We start from the raw sequence: 16,356 nt of genomic DNA on the forward strand, positions 1-16,356 counted from the left end.
ATGTCGCAAGCAATCCCGCTGCCACCGGCAGCGACCACCCGCAAGACGCTCACCTTGTTCGACTCGGCGCTGATTGGCCCGGCCATCCTCGACGCCGTCATGAAGCTGGGACCGCGCACGCAACTGCGCAGCCCCGTCATGTTCGTCGTCTACGTCGGCAGCATCCTCACCACCTTGATGTACTTCCAGGCCGTCGCCGGCAAGGGCGATGCCGACAGCGGCTTCATCCTGGCGATCGCCGTCTGGCTATGGTTCACCGTGCTGTTCGCGAACTTCGCCGAAGCGCTGGCCGAAGGGCGCAGCAAGGCGCAGGCCGCGTCCCTGCGCGGTCTCAAGCAGACCGTCAGCGCCAAGCAACTGGCCACGCCCAAATACGGCACCACCTGGCTGCCGGTCCCCGGCGCCGATCTGCGCAAGGGCAATACCATCCTGGTCGAAGCGGGCGACGTCATTCCCATCGACGGCGAAGTGATCGAAGGCGTGGCTTCGGTCGACGAAAGCGCCATCACGGGCGAATCGGCGCCGGTGATCCGCGAATCGGGCGGCGATTTTTCGGCCGTTACCGGCGGTACCCGCGTGCTGTCGGACTGGCTGGTGGTGCGCGTGTCGGTCAATCCCGGCGAGACCTTTTTGGACCGCATGATCTCCATGGTCGAAGGCGCCAAGCGCCAGAAAACACCCAACGAGATCGCGCTCACCATCCTGCTGGTGGCGCTGACCATCGTGTTTTTGGTCGTCACCGTGACCCTGCTGCCGTTTTCGCTGTTCGGCGTGGCGGCGGCCGGGGCGGGCAAACCGGTCAGCGTCACGGTGCTGATCGCGCTGCTGGTGTGCCTGATCCCGACCACCATCGGCGCGCTGCTGTCTTCCATCGGGGTGGCCGGCATGAGCCGCATGATGGGTGCGAACGTCATCGCCACCTCGGGCCGCGCGGTGGAAGCGGCCGGCGACGTCGACGTGCTGCTGCTGGACAAAACCGGCACCATCACGCTCGGCAACCGCCAGGCCGCCGGCTTCTTCCCGGCGCCGGGCGTCGCCGAGCAGGAACTGGCCGACGTGGCGCAACTGGCCTCCCTGGCCGACGAAACCCCGGAAGGGCGTTCCATCGTGGTGCTGGCCAAGCAGCGCTTCAACATCCGCGAGCGCGACATGGCCAGCCTGCAGGCCAGCTTCATCCCGTTCAGCGCCAACACGCGCATGAGCGGGGTCGATATCGGCGCGCGCCAGGTGCGCAAGGGCGCGGCCGATTCGGTGAAAAAGCATGTGGAGGCGCTCGGCCTGCCGTATCCGCCCGAGATGGCGCGCACCGTCGACGATGTGTCGCGCCGCGGCAGCACGCCGCTGGTGGTGGTCGACGACGGCCGCGTGATGGGCGTGGTTGAGTTGAAGGATATCGTCAAGGGCGGCATCCGCGAGCGCTTTGCGGAACTGCGCCGCATGGGCATCAAGACCGTCATGATCACCGGCGACAACAAGCTGACCGCCGCCGCGATCGCCGCCGAAGCGGGGGTGGACGACTTCCTGGCCGAGGCCACGCCCGAAGACAAGCTCAAACTGATTCGCAGCTACCAGGCCGAGGGCCGGCTGGTGGCGATGACCGGCGACGGCACCAACGACGCGCCGGCGCTGGCCCAGGCCGATGTGGCGGTGGCCATGAACTCGGGCACCCAGGCCGCCAAGGAAGCGGGCAACATGGTCGACCTGGATTCGAATCCGACCAAGCTGCTGGAGATTGTCGAAATCGGCAAGCAGATGCTGATGACGCGCGGCTCGCTCACCACGTTCTCCATCGCGAACGACATCGCCAAGTATTTCGCGATCATTCCGGCGGCCTTTGTGGGCACCTATCCGCAGCTCAAAAGCCTGGACGTGATGCGCTTGACCAGCCCCGATTCGGCCATCATGTCGGCGGTGATCTTCAATGCCCTGATTATCGTGGTGCTCATTCCGCTGGCGCTCAAGGGCGTGCGTTACCGGGCCATTGGCGCGGCGGCCCTGCTGCGCCGGAACATCCTCATTTACGGTGTGGGCGGCATTGTGCTGCCGTTCATCGGCATCAAGCTGATCGACATGCTGCTGTCGGCGCTTCACCTGGTCTAGAAAGGACACCTTCATGCAAACCACTTTTCGCCCCGCCATCATGCTGTTCGGCGCACTGACCCTGGCCGTGGGCGTACTCTATCCGCTGGCGGTGACCGGGATCGGGTACGTCGCCTTTCCGGACCAGGTGCGCGGCAGCCTGGTGACGAGTGAGGGCAAGACGGTCGGTTCACGCCTGATCGGGCAGTCGTTTTCATCGCCCGGGTATTTTTGGGGCCGGCCGTCGGCGACCGGGCCGATGGCCAACAATGCCGCTGGCAGTTCGGGCTCGAACCAGGGGCCGCTCAATCCGGCGCTGGTGGAGGCGGTCAAGGGCAGGGTGGCCGCGCTGCGGGCGCTAGACCCGGGCAACACGGCCCTGGTGCCGGTGGACCTGGTAACGGCATCGGCCAGCGGACTCGATCCTGAGATCAGCCTGGCGGCGGCGCAGTATCAGGCGGGCCGGGTGGCGAGCGCGCGCAAGATACCGCGCGAGCGGGTCGAGTCGATCATCAAGGAGAAGGCGATCGTGCCGATGCTGGGCGTATTCGGCGAGGCGCGCGTCAATGTGCTGGCGCTGAACCTGGCGCTCGATGCGGCGTATACTCGGTAAAGTGTGTAACCAAGGCGGCCATGTCCCCAACTGATCCCCAACGCCCCGACCCCGACGTCCTGCTGGCCCAGGTCCGGACCGAGGAACGCAAGGCGGCGCGCGGCAAGCTGCGCATCTACTTCGGCGCCTCGGCCGGCGTCGGCAAAACCTGCGCCATGCTGGCCGCCGCCCGCAAGCTGCGCGCCGATGGCCTCGAGGTGCTGGTCGGCGTGCTCGAAACCCACGGCCGCGCCGACACAGCCGCCCTGCTCGACGGCCTTCCCCGCCTCGCACAGAGCACCTTGTCCCATCGCGGCAAGACGCTGCACGAGTTCGACCTCGATGCCGCCCTGGCCGCCGCCCCGGCGCTGATCCTGGTCGACGAACTGGCCCACTCCAACGCCCCCGGCTCGCGCCACCCCAAGCGCTGGCAGGATGTGGAGGAGCTGCTGGCGGCCGGCATCGACGTGTTCAGCACCGTCAACGTGCAGCACCTGGACAGCCTGAACGACGTGGTCGGCGGCATCACCGGGGTGCGCGTGGCCGAAACCGTGCCCGACACCGTGTTCGACAACGCCGACGAAGTGGTGCTGGTCGACCTGCCGGCCGACGAACTGCTGGCGCGCCTGCGCAGCGGCAAGGTGTATCAGCCGGAACAGGCCGAACGCGCCTCGAAAAACTTCTTCCGCAAAGGGAACCTGATCGCCCTGCGCGAGCTGGCCCTGCGCCGCACCGCCGACCGCGTCGAGGACGACGTGCGCGCCTACCGCATCGAAAAGTCCATCGACACGGTCTGGAAGACCGGCGGCGCGCTGCTGGCCTGCGTGGGGCCGCGCGCGGACGCCGAGCATGTGGTGCGCAGCACCGCGCGCCTGGCCGGCCAGCTGGGCGCCGACTGGCACGCCGTGTACGTCGAAACGCCGGCCCTGCAGCGCAAGCCGCCGGCGCAGCGCGAACTGATCCTGAAAACGCTGCGCCTGGCGCAGGAACTGGGCGCCGGCACGGCGGTGCTGGCGGGGCGCGACGTCGCCGCCACCATCGTCGACTATGCGCGCGAGCACAATGTGTCGAAGCTGGTGCTGGCGCGCGCGCAGCCGTCCTGGCCGTGGCGCCGTTCGCACCACGCCCGCATCGCCGGCGCCGCGCCGGACATCGACCTGATCGAAGTCGGCGCCGGCAAGCCGCGCCCGGCCGCCACGGCGCCGGAAACCAACACCGTCACCCTCGCCCTCGACAGCGGCAAACGGCGCGCCGCGGCCTACGCCTGGTCGGGCGCGGCCAGCCTGGCCGCCGCGCTGCTGCTCTCGCCCCTGGTCGGCTACGTCGACCTGGCCAACATCGCCATGCTGTTCCTGCTGGTGGTGCTGCTGGTGGCGGTGCGCTTCGGACGCGGACCGTCGGTGCTGTGCACCTGCCTGTGCGTCGCCTTCTTCGACTTTTTCTTCGTCACGCCGCGCTTCACGTTCAACGTCTCGGACCTGGAATACCTGATCACCTTCGGCGTGATGCTGGCGGTGGGCCTGATCACCGGCCACCTGACGGCCGGCCTGCGCTTCCAGGCGCGCGTGGCGGCGCACCGCGAGCGCCGTTCGCGCGCGCTGTACGAATTCGCGCGCGAGCTCTCCGGCGCGCTCCAGACCGAACAGATCGTCGACACCACCAAGGACGCCATCGCCCGCACCTTCCGCGCGTCCGCCACCCTGCTGGTGCCCGATGCCGATGGACGCCTGCAAGCTCCGCCAGGCGCCAGCGCCGACCTGGGCGTGGCCCAGTGGGCCTTCGACCATGCGCAGAGCGCGGGCCTGGGCACCGGCACCTTGCCGGCCAGCCCCCTGTTCTACCTGCCGCTGGTGGCCCCCATGCGCACGCGCGGGGTGCTGGCCATCGCCCCCGAGCGGCAGCGCTCGATACTCATACCCGAGCAGCGCCAGCAGCTCGACACCTTCGCCGCGCTGGCCGCCATCGCGCTCGAACGGGTGCACTACATCGAGGTGGCGCAGGACGCGCTGGTGAACATGGAATCGGAGCGCCTGCGCAATTCGCTGCTGGCGGCGCTCTCGCACGACCTGCGCACGCCATTGACCCTGCTGGTCGGACTGTCGGAAGCGCTGGCCTCGTCCACCCCCGCGCTGGCCGCGCCGCAGCGCGAGATGGCCGCCATCCTGCACGAGGAAGCGCTGCGCATGAGCGCCCTGGTGGCCAACCTGCTGGAGATGGCGCGCATCCAGAGCGGCCAGATCACCTTCAACATGCAGTGGCAGCCGCTCGAAGAAGTGGTCGGCAGCGCCTTGCGCGCCTGCGCCGCGCCGCTGCGCGCGCACAGCGTGCGCACCGAACTGGCGCCCGGCCTGCCGCTGGTGCGCTTCGACGCGGTGCTGATCGAACGGGTCTTGTACAACCTGCTGGAGAACGCGGCCAAGTACACGCCGCCCGGTTCGGCCATCGTGATCGGCGGCGCGCGCCATGGCGCCTGGCTGCAAATGAGCGTCTGCGATGACGGTCCGGGCTTCCCGCCAGGCCGCGCCGAGACCCTGTTCGAGAAGTTCGCGCGCGGCGAGCGCGAGTCGGCCAAACCGGGCGTCGGCCTGGGCCTGGCGATCTGCCGCGCGATCATCGAGGCACATGGCGGTAAAATCGAGGCTGGCGCGTCGCCCACCGGCGGCGCGGCCCTTGTAATGACATTGCCGCTCGGGACCCCACCGCCCGGCCCCGAACCAGAAAGCCCCGACTTGCCCGATGACTGATCCCGCCCCCACCGCCCTGCTGGTCGAAGACGAGCCGCAGATTCGCCGCTTTGTGCGCGCCGCGCTCGAAGACGAGGGCTGGGTGGTGTTCGAGGCGGCCACCATGCAGCGCGGCCTGATCGACGCCGGCACCCGCACGCCCGACCTGGTGGTGCTCGACCTCGGCCTGCCCGACGGCGACGGCATCGCCTTCATCGCCGACCTGCGCACCTGGTCGTCGGTGCCGGTGATCGTGCTGTCGGCGCGGGTGGGCGAGGCCGACAAGATCCGCGCGCTCGACGCCGGCGCCGACGACTACCTGACCAAGCCGTTCGGCGTGGGCGAGCTGCAGGCGCGCGTGCGCGCCACCTTGCGCCGCCAGCGCAAGAGCGGCGCCGCTCCCGCCGCGCTGGTGCGCTTCGGCGACGTCAGCGTGGACTTGCAGGCGCGCCGCATCACCCGCGCCGGCCAGCACGTGCACCTGACCCCGACCGAGTTCCGCCTGCTGTCGGTGATCGTCGCCAATGCGGGGCGGGTGGTCACCAATCCGCAGCTGCTGCGCGAGGTGTGGGGGCCGTCGCACGCCGAAGATGGCCACTACCTGCGCATCTACATGGGCCACCTGCGCCACAAGCTCGAAGACGATCCGGCGCAGCCGCGCTACCTGCTGACCGAAACCGGCGTCGGCTACCGCCTGCTGGCGCAGGACTGACATGCACGCGCCCTTTTCCCTGCTCGACGCCGAAAACACCCTGGCCTCGCCGGTGCCCGTGCCGGCCGGACGCGCCGCCCAGATGCTGGCGCTGACCATCCTCTGGCATCCCGAGCCGGCGCGCATCGGCCAGCAGTTCATCGCCCCCACGCGCGCGGCCGACATTGCCGTGAACCGCTTGGCGCCCCTGTTCGGCGCCCTGGCGGGCGACGGCGCGCCGCTCGCTCACCGCCGCATCGCGCGCGATTCGCTGCGCCTGCGCCGCCATCGCGACGATGGCGTGAGCCTGCTGCTGCCGCAAAGCCGCATGCGGGTGGAACTGAACGGCGCCATGCTGGCCGCGCCCGAGACGCGCTGCACGCCCGAACAGGTCGATTGCGGCCTGGTGATCGGCCTCGGTGGCGTGGTGCTGCTGTGCGTGCACTGGATGGACCGGCTGCCGCAGCCGAGCGCCATCGGGTCGCTGGTCGGGGTCGGCAGCGCCGCGATCCGCGTGCGCGAGCTGATCCGCCAGGTGGCCGCGACCGACCTGCCGGTGCTGCTGCTCGGTGAAGCCGGCAGCGGCAAGGAGCTGGCGGCGCAGGCGATCCACCAGGCCAGCGCGCGCTGCCGCAGCCCGATGCACACCGTGAACATGGCGACCGTCGGCGAGTCGCTGGCCGAGACCGACCTGTTCGGGGCCGGCACGGGCGCCTTCGCCAGGGCCGGCGACGGCATCGTGTTTCTCGACAAAATAGGCTGTGCGCCGCCGGTGGTGCAGGCGATGCTGCGGCGCGTGCTGCAAACGGGCGAGTACCGCCCGTCCGGCGCGCGCATGAAGGAAGCGGCGAAGGCGCGCCTGATCGCCGCCAGCGACCATGACCTGCACGACGGCAGTTTCAACCAGGCCTTGCTGCGCCGCCTGGAAGCGCTGGTGGTGCACCTGCCGCCGCTGCGCGCGCGGCGCTGCGATATCGGCGTGCTGGCGCTGCATTTCATGCAGGCCTGGAGCGCGCGCACCGGCAAAACCCCCGAGCTGCCGCTCGCGTTCATGAGCCAGTTGTGCAATCACGACTGGCCCGGCAATGTGCGCCAGCTCGGCAGCGTGGTGCAGCGTGCCATGAGCGCCGTCCAGGCCGGCCAGCCGCTCGATGTCGACGCGCTGGTGCCGGGTGTGGCGAACCGGCCGGCGCGCACCCGGCCCAACAGGCTGGCTCCGCAGGCGGTGCTCGACGCGCTGGAGGCCAACGGTTGGCTGATCCGCAACGCGGCGCTGGCGCTGGGCGTGTCGCGCCCGTCGATGTACAAGCTGATGGAAGCGCATCCGGCGATCCGCGAGATCGGCCAGATTGCGCCGGCCGAGATCGAGGCGGCGCTGGCAAGCCACGGCGGCGACGCCGGGCGCTGCGCCGCCGCCCTGAAGACCCCGAGCGAAGCGCTGCGGCGCTACTTGCGCGGGCGCGCCGCCGCCAACGTGTTGTGAAGCGGGCGCGCCCACCAAGCGAGCGCACGCCGCTGGCCTATGTGCTGCCGTTCGTGCCGACGCTGACGGCGCCGCTGGCCTGGCGGCGCTCGTAGCGCTGGCCGGCCAGCAGCTCGGCAACAAGAACATGTTCTACGCGCTCCAAATCAAGGGCCGCGTTAGCGGCATCTCCACGCGCGCCATTCCCGCCCAGGTCCGGCCGTACCGGCCGCTGGCCGAGGTGTCGAAGTCGCAGGACGTGTTCACGCACGCCGCCGTGGCGGGCGCCCTGGCCGGCATCCACAGTCCGAGCCTGAGCAAGGGGCAGCGTGCCGGGCTACCACTGGCACTTCATCCCGGACGAGCGCAGCTTCGCCGGCTGGAAGTGGAGCTGCCGCTGAACGAGGACTTTGCCAGGGCCGACCAGGACAAGGACCGCGCCGCCGGACTGCGCAAGGTCGAGAGCGCGCAGCATGACAAGGACGGCGGGCACAAGCCCTGATTCCGAAGCGCGGCATGCCGCTGGCGTAAAATAGGCTTTCTGTCAATACAATGGAACCATTGCCATGCGTAAAATTGCTCTCCTGTCCGCCCTGGTCCTGGGCACCGCCTGCCTCACGTCGTCCGCCCAGACAATCGACAAAGATACCTTGCCTGGGAACTATTTCTTGAAAGGGGTGAGGGAAGTCGGTTCCGAGATATGGCTCGGCAAAAATGGCAAATTCCAGTACATGCTCGCCTATGGCAATCTCGACCAGGGAACCGAGGGTGTCTGGGAGGTCAAGCAGGATCGTGTGGTGTTGACGTCGGTACCGGGGCCGATGTTGTTCAGGTTGGAAAAGGAAACCGATTTCACGCCAAAGAAAGAGCCGCAGCCCGGCACATGGGTCGCGGTCGTTCGCGCAGACGATTTTTATGTCAAAGAGGTCGAGGTCAAATTCGAAGCCCAGTCGGGAAAAAGTGTGACGGTGAGCGGTACCGTTCCCAAAACCGGCGAGGCGATTGCCGAGATGCCTGCCAGCGAGGTGTGGGTGCGCACCGGCTTGCGGCGCAAGGGCAGCAAGGATGAGTGGCAATGGGTGGCGGTTCCTCCAGCGCGCGCCAGCACCCGCATCGCCGGTTTCCGGCTGACGAACCAGATCTCGGCCATGACCGGGTTCGCCTCGATGGAATTGACGGTAGGCAAGGATGGCTTGATCCCCGATGAGGCGTCGGGCCTGTCGACGGGCGTCTATAAAAAAGCGCAGTGAAAGACGCGAGCCATGGATAGCATCGACCTGTTGAAGACGCGCTGGGAAGCGCAAGGTATCGCGCTGCTGCCGGGTGAGTCCGCGCTGAAGGTGCACATGGCGTTTGCCAGCGCCGGCGCCACGCCCGCCGCGGACGTGCTGGCCCTGTACCGCAAGCTCGGCGGCATGGATGATATGGACAATGCGTTCTTTCGCCTGTGGCCGCTGGACGAAGTTATCAAGCAAAACGTCAAGCGCTCCGCCGCCGGAGTGCAGTTTTCCGACTACATGATAAGTTGCTGGAATTTCACGGTCAAGGCGGTCGATGACACGCGCAGTGAAGTCTACATCGACTACTGCGACGATGCGCAGGAGCCGCTGCTTGTCGCCGGCAGCCTGGCCGAATTTTTCGACATCTGCGCCTCCGCGGAAGCGTCCCGCGTGCTCAATCCCGATTACGTCAAGCTCAACAGAGCCTCTTGAGCGTGGATCTGCCGCACAGGCGCGGTTATGCGCTCATTGTGCAGATCCATGTACAATCGAGCCGGTTTGCATATTCAAGGGTGAACGGCAGTGGATCAATTGTTGGCAATGCGCGCCTTTGTCCGGGTGGTCGAGACCGGCTCTTTCAGCCGCACCGCCGACCAGCTGGCGCTGCCGCGCTCGACCGTCAGCAAGCTGGTCACCGATCTTGAAAAGCATCTCGGCATCAAGCTGATGCAGCGCACCACGCGCGCGGTCGCCGCCACGGCGGACGGGCTGGAATACTATCGCCACGCGCTGCGGCTGGTGGCCGAAGTGGACGATATCGATAACGCCGCGCGCGGTAAGACCCTGAAACCCGGCGGGCATCTGCGCATCGATGCGCCGGCCTCGTTCGCGAACTGCCTGCTGATCCCGGCGCTGCCCGATTTCCAGCGCGCCTATCCGGATGTCACCATCGCCCTCGGCATTAGCGACCGCCACGTCAATATCGTGGGCGAGGGCGTCGACTGCGTGATCCGGGCCGGCCGCCTCGATGACACCAGCATGATCGGCCGCAAACTGGCCGATCTCGATTACGTCACCTGCGCGACGCCGGCGTATCTGGCGCGCATGGGCACGCCGTCCACTCCGCACGAGCTGCAGGCCAGGCATGTGCAGGCCGCGTACTTCTTTGGCGCGAGCGGCAAGCCGGAGCCGCTCATTTTCGAACGGGGCGGCGAGCGCGTCGAGATGCATCGCAGCGTGTTTTCGACCAACGACGGCAATGGGCTCAAGGAGATGCTGGTCGCCGGCCTGGGCGTGGGCCAGCATTTCAGGCGCATCGTGCAGCCGTATCTGGATGCGGGGCAGCTGGTTCCCCTGCTGGAGGACTGGTCGCGCCCCGCCTTCCCTTTGCATGTGATCTACCCGCCCAACCGGCACCAGAGCGCCAGGCTGAAGGTGTTTATCGACTGGGTGATGCGCACCTTCGGCGACGCGCCGCGCACGCCCTAACCCGGCCCGCCGCGTCAATCAGGGAACGATGGCGCTGACGCGGATTTCCACGCGCATGGCCGGGTCGCCCAGCGCGGCCACGCCGAGCGAGGTCCAGATCGGCGCCTGGGCCGGCATGTACTGGCGGAACAGCTTGACCATCGTCTCGTTCACGCCCGGCCCGAAGCCGCCCGCGTGGTACGAATTGACGTGCACCACATGCTCCCAGCCGGCGCCCGCCGCCGCCAGGGTGCGGGTCAGGTTATCGAAGGCTTGCGCGATTTCGTCTTCCAGCAGGGCCGGAAACTGCCAGTCGTCGCTCCAGCCGCCCTGGCCCGAGGTGTCGATGCGCTTGCCGATCTTGACCGCTTGCGCGTAGTGCATATTGGCCAGCTGGCGCTCGCCGTAACCGGGCGTGACGAAAAATTCGGGCTTGTTCATGGTGTTCCTTGGTTCGGTGGAGGGATGGCGGCTGGTGCTCTGCATCAAGCCGGCAATCATCTTATTGGATTCAAAGCGCGAACAAAATACGCGATTCATGCCATCACTATCCACCATCGCGCACAATCCAAATGCAGGTAGAAAGTTTCTGTTAAGCTAGATAAACGAGTTGCAATTGGGGCAACGTTGGCAGCGGCCAAGCTGAGAGGAGAAATACAGTGGCAGACATCGACCATGTCCTGATCGTGGATGACGACCGCGACATTCGCGAGCTGGTCAAGGCCTACCTCGAAAAACAGGGACTGAGTTGCACCGCGGTGGAAGACGGCCGCGCGATGCGCTTGGCGCTGCAACGGGCCACGCCCGACGTCATCGTGCTCGACCTCATGCTGCCCGGCGACGACGGGCTGGCCCTGTGCCGCGAGATCCGCTCCGGCAAGCAGCGCGCCATTCCGATCCTGATGCTCACCGCGCGCGACGATGAAACCGACCGCATCGTCGGCCTGGAGCTGGGCGCCGACGACTACATGTCCAAGCCGTTCGCGGCGCGCGAACTGCTGGCGCGCATCCGCGCCGTGCTGCGCCGCACGCGCATGCTGCCGCCCAACATGCAGGCGAGCGAAACGGCGTCCCTGATCGGCTTCGGCGCCTGGCGCCTCGACCTCGTGGCGCGCCATCTGCTGGCCGAGGACGATGTCGCGGTCGCGCTGAGCAGCGCCGAATACCGGCTGCTGCGGGTCTTCCTCGACCATCCGCAACGGGTCCTCACGCGCGATCAACTGCTGGAACTGACCCATGGCCACGATGCGCAGGCCTTCGACCGCTCGATCGACATCCTGGTCAGCCGCCTGCGCCAGCGCCTGCGCGACGACCCGCGCGAGCCGCGCTACATCAAGACGCTGCGCAGCGAAGGGTATGTGCTGTCCTGCCCCGTCACGCCACTGGCGGGTACGGCGTGAAACGCCTCGCCGCGCGCCTGCGCGCACTGGCGCCGGACAGCCTGTTCGCGCGCCTGACCCTGATTTTGCTGGCGGGACTGGCAGCGGCCCAGTTTCTCTCCGCGATGCTGACTATCGAAGAACGCAACGACGCCAGCATGGGCGCGATGATCGATTATGTCGAAGTCGACCTGCGCACCGCCGTCGCCCTGCTCGACCGCCTGCCGCACGACGAGCGCGCGGCCTGGCTGCCACGCCTCCAGCGCGGCGGTTACCGCTATGCGCTTGGCGCCGGCGAGGCCGGCCCGCCGGTGACGGCGCCGCACTCGCTGCGCCTGCTCGCTTCGGTCAGGCGCGCGCTCACGCCCGGCCATGCCTTCAACGCGAACGCGCTCGCCGGCGATGCCGAACGCTTCCAGGTGCATGTGCCGCTGGCTGACGGGCAGCCGCTGACGGTCGACTTCCGTCCGCGCCGCGGCCTGCCGCTGTCGGAGCGCCTGCCCTACATGCTGGCGGCGCAGCTGGCGCTGGTGGCGCTGGCCTGCTGGCTGGCGGTGCGGCTGGCCATTCGCCCCCTGCGCACGCTGGCGCAGGCGGCCGACGCGCTCGGGCCCGACCTGCGCCCGGTGCGCATGCCCGAACAAGGCCCGTCCGAAGTGGTGGCGGCCGCGCGCGCCTTCAACGCCATGCAGCAGCGCATTGCCGCCTACGTCGACGAACGGCTGCGCATCCTGGCGGCGATCTCGCACGACTTGCAGACGCCGATCACGCGCATGCGCCTGCGCGTCGACCTGATGGACGAATCGCCGCAGCAGCAACGCCTGATCGACGATCTCCAGCACCTCGAAGACCTGGCGCGCCAGGGAATCGGCTATGCGCGCGCCATGCACGGCCAGCTGGAAGCGGCGCGCGCGATCGACCCCAACGACCTGCTCGACGCCATGGCGCTCGACTACCGCGACAGCGGCGCCGATGTGGCCTATGCCAGCGCGGGCGGCGCGCCGGTGCTCACTCCTTTCTGCACGCGTCCGGGCGCCTTGCGCCGCGTCGTCACCAACCTGGTCGACAACGGCTTGAAGTATGCAAGCGAGGTGCGGATCGAGATGGAACGCGCGGCGCCGGAGCTCATCACGATCCGGGTGCTCGACCGCGGGCCGGGCATCCCCGAGGCGGCGCTGGAGCAGGTCTTCGAGCCGTTCTACCGCTTAGAGAGCTCGCGCAACCGCGACACCGGCGGCACCGGCCTGGGGCTCGCCATCGCGCGCCAGCTGGCACTCACGCTCGGCGGCGGCCTGACCCTGCACAACCGGCCCGGCGGCGGGCTGGAAGCGCGGCTGGTGCTGCGCGCGGTTCAGCCGAAAGTGAACGCGTAGACCTCGGCGCCGCTGTCGAGAAAACGAATCTCCACGCGCCGCTGTTCGACCGAACCTGACTGCCTGACCAGCTGATACAGGCGCGTGGCCGTGACCATGCCGTTGCCGTCGACATCAATGTCGGCGCCGTGGTCCGCACCCGGCGCGCGGCCATCGACGCTGACCTTGATGCGCACCGGACGCCCGCCCTGGCCGGGTCCCATCACCAAATGCAGGTCGCGCGCCCGGAACTTGTGCGCGATGGCGCCGCCCGCCAGTTCGGCCCGTGCCGCTTCGGCGTGCACGGTCCAGCGTCCCGACAGCCCCCACTGGTTCAGGCCAAGCTGGCCCACCGAATACTGGTGCGCCACGTCGCTGCGCACGCCTTCGGGCGAATTGAAGCCGGTCGCCTGGCGATAGCCGACGTAGGTCTCGGCCGAATCGAGTTCGCGCAGGTCGGGCGCCATCTGCTCCGCCGGCTTTGGCGGATCGACCAGCGCGGCATCGACCGGCGCCCCGCGCGCCTCCGCCAGCAACGACTGCATCGCCCGTTCCAGCTTGTCGTAGCCGCCTTCGCCCACCTGGCGGTAGCGGATCTTGCCGTTGGCGTCGACCAGATACCACGCGGGCCAGGCGTTGTTGCCCCAGGCCTGCCAGAGGCGGTGGTCGCTGTCGAGCGCCACCGGAAAATCGATCTTGAAACGGCTCACGGCGGCGCTGACGTTGGTCAGGTCTTTTTCGAACTTGAACTCGGGCGAATGCACCCCGACCACCGTCAGGCCCTGGGCCCGGTACTTGTCGGCCCAGGCCCGCACGTACGGCACCGTGCGGATGCAGTTGATGCAGGAGTAGGTCCAGAAATCGACCAGCACCACCTTGCCGCGCAGTTGCGCGGGCGTCAGCGGCGCGCTGTTGAACCAGGTGGTCGCGCCGTCGAAGCCGGGCATGCTGGCCTGCACCGGCAGGCTGCTGCGGTAAGGACTGGCGGCGCTGCTGCCGGACGACATCGACAAGGCGGCCACGCCGAGGACGGCGACGCATCCGAGTGCGGCGATGGAATAGCGCTTCATGGCGGCTCCCTTGATCAATCTCATTTTGCGAGAACGAAGACGGGCTTGTTCTTTTCAACCAGATAGGTCGCCAGTTCCGCGCTGTTACCGGTCGAGACATTCTTGGCCGAGTGCGCCGCGCCGGCCGGAATGTACAGGGACTCGCCGGCATTGAGGCGGATGGTCTTTCCGTTCATTTCATATTCGACCGTGCCTTCGAGGACGTAGGCGATTTCCACGCCGGGGTGCACGTGTTTCGGGGCCGCAGCGCCCGGTGCGAAATCGACGCGCACCTGGATCGCCTCGCGCTTGCCGTCGAAGTCGTGGCGGACCGATTCGGTGCGGGCGAGGCCCTTGGCGTCGAACTGCTGCGCGCCGGCCGCCGTCGACAACAAGCCGGCGCCCGCCATGAGCATGGCGCAGGCCGCGTTGCGTACGAACGATGGACGGATGTGCTTGTGGATGGCGTTCATGGTGATTCTCCTTTGAGTTTGCCGATGCGCACCAGGCCAGGGTGGCTTGCTGCGTCGACAGGAACCATTAGACCTTTTCGGTGTTTCCGCCCGATGTCGGGAAAGGGCCCCAGATCGCGCTCTGCGTGTCCAAAGCGGCACTGGAAACAATCCGACACAAATCCATGGGTGATTCATGTGTTTTTGATCATTGTAATTTCTATGAGGTAATTATGCTGTCATAGTCCGCGTGCATGATGTCCCTGCAAATTCGCAAGTTGTGTGAGACATCCATGAAGATTCCCCATTTTTCCACCGGCACCCGCGTGGTCGGCTCGTTTTCCCTGGTGCTGCTGATCATGGCCGGCATGACCGGCGCCTCGCTGTGGCGCCAGCAGGCGGCCGAACTGGCCATGACGAGCCTGGTGGATGTGCACCTGGCCAAGCAGCAGGTATTGTCGGAGCAACTGGCGACGGCGCGCCTGAACGGCTCGCGCACCTCGGCCATTGCGCGCAGCGACAGCCTGGAAGTGGCCGACTACTTCCAGGCCCAGCTCGACGCGGGCGAGAAGGCGCTGCGCCAAACCGAAGAACGCCTGGCCGCGCTCTCGCCCGGACTTGAGGAGCGCCAGCTGTGGCAGAGCGTGGTGCAGCGCAAGCAAGCCTACGCGGCGGTACGCGGCGAGGTATTCCGGTTCAAGGAAATCGGGCGCACGCAAGATGTCGCCACCCTGGCCGGGACCACCCTCGAATCGACCTTCAACGCCTACGTGGCGGCGATGGAAGCGGCCTTGCAGTACCAGAGCGCGCAGTCGCAGGCGCTGGCGGCGGCCTCGGTGCTGCAGTTCCACCGCAGCCGCAACCTGCTGGTCGGACTCGGGCTGGCCGCGCTGGCCGTGGCGGCCCTGCTGTCGTGGATGCTCACGCGCGGCATCGTGGCGCCGCTGAAACGCGCGGTGGGGCTGGCCGAGCGCGTGGCGCAAGGCGACCTGCGCATGTCGATCGAGCATGCGCGCGCCGATGAAATCGGCCAGTTGTTTACCGCGCTCTCCGACATGTCGGCGCGCCTGGCCAGCACGGTCGGCAAGGTGCACGAAGGCGCGCTGGCGATCGACCTGGCATCGCGCGAGATTGCGGAAGGCAATTTTGAACTGTCGGGGCGCACCGAGCAGCAGGCGGCCGCGCTGGAAGAAACGGCCTCGTCGATGGAAACGCTGACCGACGCCGTGCGCCAGAACAGCGCCAACGCGCGCCTGGCCAACGCGCTGGCGGAATCGGCCGAAAGCGTGGCGCGCGAGGGCAGCCGGGTGGTGGCCGAAGTCATGCACACGATGACGCACATCAACGACTTCGGCAAGAAAATCGCCGACATCACCAGCGTGATCGACGCCATTGCGTTCCAGACCAACATCCTGGCGCTCAACGCCGCGGTGGAGGCGGCGCGCGCGGGCGAGCAGGGCCGGGGCTTTGCGGTGGTGGCCTCGGAAGTGCGCAGCCTGGCGCAGCGTTCGGCGGCGGCGGCGCGCGATATCCATACCTTGCTGGGCAATTCGTCGGCCAAGATCGTCAACGGCAGCGAGCTGGCGCAAGCGGCCGGCGCCACCATGGACGAGATCATGCTGCGGGTGCAGAAGGTGACCACGATCATGGGCGCGATCAGCATGGCCACCAGCGGGCAGGAGCACAGCATCGGCCAGGTCAGCAGCGCGATCCGGGCGATGGACGGCGTGACCCAGCAGAACGCCAGCCTGGTGGACGAAGCGGCGGCGGCGTCGGGCGCGATGCGCGGGCAGGCGCGCGAACTGGCGCGCATGGTGGCGTATTTCCAGACCGGAAGGCAGGCCGATGCGGCGCGGCCGCTGCTGATTGGTGCTCAGTAGTCACTTTTGC

The 16,356-nt window shown here is 67.8% G+C and carries 15 protein-coding genes; 12 read left to right on the forward strand and 3 right to left on the reverse strand.

Going from position 1 to position 16,356, the window contains the following annotated elements:
• The 9 genes from kdpB (at nucleotide 1) to F2P45_RS14860 (ending at nucleotide 10,255) form a co-directional block, all read left to right on the forward strand.
• On the forward strand, nucleotides 1-2,100 hold the full coding sequence (kdpB, locus tag F2P45_RS14820) for a potassium-transporting ATPase subunit KdpB (protein WP_166876302.1): 2,100 nt from the start codon (nucleotides 1-3) through the stop codon (nucleotides 2,098-2,100).
• 13 nt (nucleotides 2,101-2,113) lie between these two features.
• On the forward strand, nucleotides 2,114-2,692 hold the full coding sequence (gene kdpC / locus F2P45_RS14825; protein ID WP_166876305.1) for a potassium-transporting ATPase subunit KdpC: 579 nt from the start codon (nucleotides 2,114-2,116) through the stop codon (nucleotides 2,690-2,692).
• A gap of 20 nt (nucleotides 2,693-2,712) precedes the next feature.
• On the forward strand, nucleotides 2,713-5,415 hold the full coding sequence (locus F2P45_RS14830) for a DUF4118 domain-containing protein (protein ID WP_166876308.1): 2,703 nt from the start codon (nucleotides 2,713-2,715) through the stop codon (nucleotides 5,413-5,415).
• Complete coding sequence (gene kdpE / locus F2P45_RS14835) at nucleotides 5,408-6,106, forward strand: two-component system response regulator KdpE (protein WP_166876310.1); 699 nt, start codon at nucleotides 5,408-5,410, stop codon at nucleotides 6,104-6,106. The genes F2P45_RS14830 and kdpE overlap by 8 nt, the downstream gene beginning before the upstream one ends.
• Nucleotide 6,107: 1 nt before the next feature.
• Nucleotides 6,108-7,568: a sigma-54-dependent transcriptional regulator gene (locus F2P45_RS14840; RefSeq protein ID WP_166876313.1), complete on the forward strand. Its 1,461-nt coding sequence runs from the start codon at nucleotides 6,108-6,110 to the stop codon at nucleotides 7,566-7,568.
• Nucleotides 7,569-7,695: 127 nt separating this feature from the next.
• Nucleotides 7,696-8,049, forward strand: coding sequence for an acetolactate decarboxylase (locus tag F2P45_RS14845; protein WP_223164748.1), 354 nt, complete (start codon nucleotides 7,696-7,698; stop codon nucleotides 8,047-8,049).
• Nucleotides 8,050-8,113: 64 nt separating this feature from the next.
• The gene (locus F2P45_RS14850; protein WP_166876315.1) at nucleotides 8,114-8,797 is read left to right on the forward strand and encodes a hypothetical protein; all 684 of its coding nucleotides are present in this window, start codon (nucleotides 8,114-8,116) and stop codon (nucleotides 8,795-8,797) included.
• Between the two features lie 12 nt (nucleotides 8,798-8,809).
• On the forward strand, nucleotides 8,810-9,259 hold the full coding sequence (locus F2P45_RS14855) for a hypothetical protein (RefSeq protein WP_166876317.1): 450 nt from the start codon (nucleotides 8,810-8,812) through the stop codon (nucleotides 9,257-9,259).
• 108 nt (nucleotides 9,260-9,367) lie between these two features.
• Nucleotides 9,368-10,255, forward strand: coding sequence for a LysR family transcriptional regulator (locus F2P45_RS14860; RefSeq protein WP_166876320.1), 888 nt, complete (start codon nucleotides 9,368-9,370; stop codon nucleotides 10,253-10,255).
• Nucleotides 10,256-10,273: 18 nt separating this feature from the next.
• Here F2P45_RS14860 and F2P45_RS14865 read toward each other — a convergent pair whose 3' ends face one another.
• Nucleotides 10,274-10,675, reverse strand: coding sequence for a RidA family protein (locus tag F2P45_RS14865; protein ID WP_166876322.1), 402 nt, complete (start codon nucleotides 10,673-10,675; stop codon nucleotides 10,274-10,276).
• A 218-nt stretch (nucleotides 10,676-10,893) separates the two neighbouring features.
• Between F2P45_RS14865 and F2P45_RS14870 the strand changes: the two genes are divergently transcribed.
• Entirely contained in the window at nucleotides 10,894-11,634 is a 741-nt protein-coding gene (locus tag F2P45_RS14870) for a response regulator (RefSeq protein ID WP_166876325.1), read from the forward strand.
• Complete coding sequence (locus tag F2P45_RS14875) at nucleotides 11,631-12,986, forward strand: ATP-binding protein (RefSeq protein WP_370663255.1); 1,356 nt, start codon at nucleotides 11,631-11,633, stop codon at nucleotides 12,984-12,986. The genes F2P45_RS14870 and F2P45_RS14875 overlap by 4 nt, the downstream gene beginning before the upstream one ends.
• Here the strand turns inward: F2P45_RS14875 and F2P45_RS14880 are convergent.
• Both F2P45_RS14880 and F2P45_RS14885 read right to left on the reverse strand, forming a co-directional pair.
• On the reverse strand, nucleotides 12,965-14,035 hold the full coding sequence (locus F2P45_RS14880; protein WP_229505093.1) for a redoxin family protein: 1,071 nt from the start codon (nucleotides 14,033-14,035) through the stop codon (nucleotides 12,965-12,967). The genes F2P45_RS14875 and F2P45_RS14880 overlap by 22 nt on opposite strands.
• A gap of 20 nt (nucleotides 14,036-14,055) precedes the next feature.
• Nucleotides 14,056-14,487 carry a cupin domain-containing protein gene (locus F2P45_RS14885; protein WP_166876331.1) on the reverse strand — a complete coding sequence of 144 codons (432 nt, stop codon included), beginning with the start codon at nucleotides 14,485-14,487 and terminating at the stop codon, nucleotides 14,056-14,058.
• A gap of 272 nt (nucleotides 14,488-14,759) precedes the next feature.
• Here F2P45_RS14885 and F2P45_RS14890 point away from each other — a divergent pair, with 272 nt between their 5' ends.
• Nucleotides 14,760-16,346, forward strand: a complete 1,587-nt coding sequence (locus F2P45_RS14890; protein WP_166876333.1) for a methyl-accepting chemotaxis protein — start codon at nucleotides 14,760-14,762, stop codon at nucleotides 16,344-16,346.
• Nucleotides 16,347-16,356: the final 10 nt, after the last annotated feature.

Source organism: Massilia mucilaginosa (assembly GCF_011682145.1).
GTDB lineage: Bacteria > Pseudomonadota > Gammaproteobacteria > Burkholderiales > Burkholderiaceae_D > Telluria_A > Telluria_A mucilaginosa.